The 2,034-nt window shown below is 56.0% G+C and carries 3 protein-coding genes; all 3 read right to left on the reverse strand.

Annotation, left to right across the window (positions count from 1 at the left end):
- Positions 1-518, reverse strand: a 518-nt coding sequence (locus tag ACOSYY_RS12480; RefSeq protein WP_421662779.1) for an OsmC family protein, incomplete at its 3' end; no start/stop codon positions are given.
- 83 nt (positions 519-601) lie between these two features.
- A complete protein-coding gene (locus tag ACOSYY_RS12485) occupies positions 602-1,036 on the reverse strand; it encodes a hypothetical protein (protein ID WP_421662780.1) in 435 nt (144 codons plus the stop codon).
- A gap of 185 nt (positions 1,037-1,221) precedes the next feature.
- The coding region (locus ACOSYY_RS12490) for an efflux RND transporter permease subunit (protein ID WP_421662781.1) at positions 1,222-2,034 on the reverse strand (813 nt) is incomplete at its 5' end.

Raw genomic sequence — 2,034 nt, forward strand, 5'->3', positions numbered from 1 at the left:
ACGATGTCATGAACCGGTGAAAACTTCGTCAATTCTCTTAACTGTTCATCAGAAGCATCTGACTTTATAGTGAAATGCACGCGGATTTCCTTGTAGCCGTGCCGGATCTCATCCGAGAGGCCGAGAAAACCCTGCAGATCGAGATCCCCTTCGAGCCTCGACTCCACTGCCTCAATCCGGATGCCCCGCGCCGCTGCATGATAGACGAGCGACGTAGTCAAGTCGGCCGCCAGGGCATGCAGCACATATTCGACCGGATTGGCGCTGTGATCCCCTCCGAGCAGCACAGGCGGCTTGTCGGCATCCAGGATGAAGGGTTGTGTACGAAGGGTATCTTCTTGCCCCGCGCCGTAGAAACCTTGGATCATGGAGCGATTGTGTCCGCCCGTGATCCACCGATTGGTGGCGCGGAACTGGAATCTGGCCAGAACGGGATTCTGTTGTATTGCCTGGATCGTTTGGCCCAAACGATCGAGATCGACCCCATTGATGACTCCGCTGATGGCTGCCTGTGACATACGTAACCCTCCTTTATGGTGTTGGTTGATGAGGCATTGCCGAAATAAGAGCCGGTCGGCATTCCGGCAGAAAAGCTCCCAGTTCATCCCTGCACCCGTTCGAGCGACATGCGACGGAAGACCTCACCGCAGGGGGGCACAGGAGCTTGGGGCGAGAGGAACGTTCGCCGCACGAATGGAAACGAAAAGGGCTGCCAGCGATTCCACGGCGCCAGGGATAGGATTCGCCCAAGCAGGCAATAGCCGAACGGCAGCCTCACCGTGATTCCGGCCAAGAGCATCCAGTAAATCCATTGCAACGGACCCCAGAGCCCGGCTATCAGCATCTCCAGGTAGCCGATCCGCACTTGTGCGGGAAAGGCGGTATAGTGTCGCGTGAGCCAGATGACATTAACGATCTGAACAGCAGACCACAGCATCGCCAGGAAGATGCCTGCCGGCCAGCCCAAGAGACCGGCCCCGAGCAATCCCCCCGTCAGGAACCGGTACCACCAGCTAAGATCGTGAATCGTCGCCATCACTCTGCTCCTTGTTGCGAATGATTGACCTGCTACGGGATCCCTAAAGCAGCATCGATGCCGAAACAATCACGCGAGTGATGTTATGGAATTTCCAGAGGTTGGAGAGTGAGTGGGCCTCGATGGGGACTGTGAGATTTCATCATTCGTGAAATCTCACGAGAGAATTCGTGAAAGTTCGCAAGTCAATGTGAAGACAGTTGCGACAGAGTGGGAAGGATGACTGCTTCTCCATTTGCCACTGCAGTTTCCATGGAAGGGCGGCCAGATTGGGCCGTTTGTCCAATGATGCGGTAGTAGAGCAAAGGGATCACGAACAGTGTGAGCAACGTCGATGCCCCCACGCCAAAAAGGAGGGATACAGCCAGCCCTTGGAAGATCGGATCGAGAATGATCACGAAGGCGCCCACCATGAGTGCGGCGGCGGTCAAGAGGATCGGTCTTGCACGGATCGCGGTGGCAGTGAGGACCGCTTCCAGCAACGGAACCCCCACACGCTCTTGAAGCTGGATGAAGTCCACAAGCAAAATCGAGTTCCGGACGATGATGCCGGCGAGCGCGATGAAGCCGACTATCGACGGGGCCGTGAAATACGATCCTGTCAGCCAATGGCCCGGCAGAATGCCGATCAGCGTGAGTGGAATCGGAACCATGATGATCAGCGGTGTGAGAAAGGATTGGAACTGCCCGACGATCAGGAGGTAGATCAGCAACATCGCAACGGCAAAGGCGATGCCCATGTCGCGGAACGTCTCATAGGTGATCTGCCATTCTCCGTCCCATTTCATCGTGATTTTCTCTTCCGACCAAGGTTGGGAAGCGAAGTATTGTTCGATGCGATATCCTTCGGCCGTCCGATAGTCTTCCAGTTTCTTCCCGACTCCGAGCACGCCATACACGGGACTCTCCGCCTTCGCTGCGCCTGGTCCTCCGACATCGGCGACCACATAGACCACCGGCTTCTGGTTCTTATGATAAATCGCTCTGTCTTGTACTGT

Source organism: Nitrospira sp. BLG_2 (assembly GCF_049222245.1).

Coding starts and splice junctions, on each gene's coding strand:
- ACOSYY_RS12485 (WP_421662780.1), bottom strand. CDS start 1,036: ATGGCGACGATTCACGATCTTAGCTGGTGGTACCGGTTCCTGACGGGG.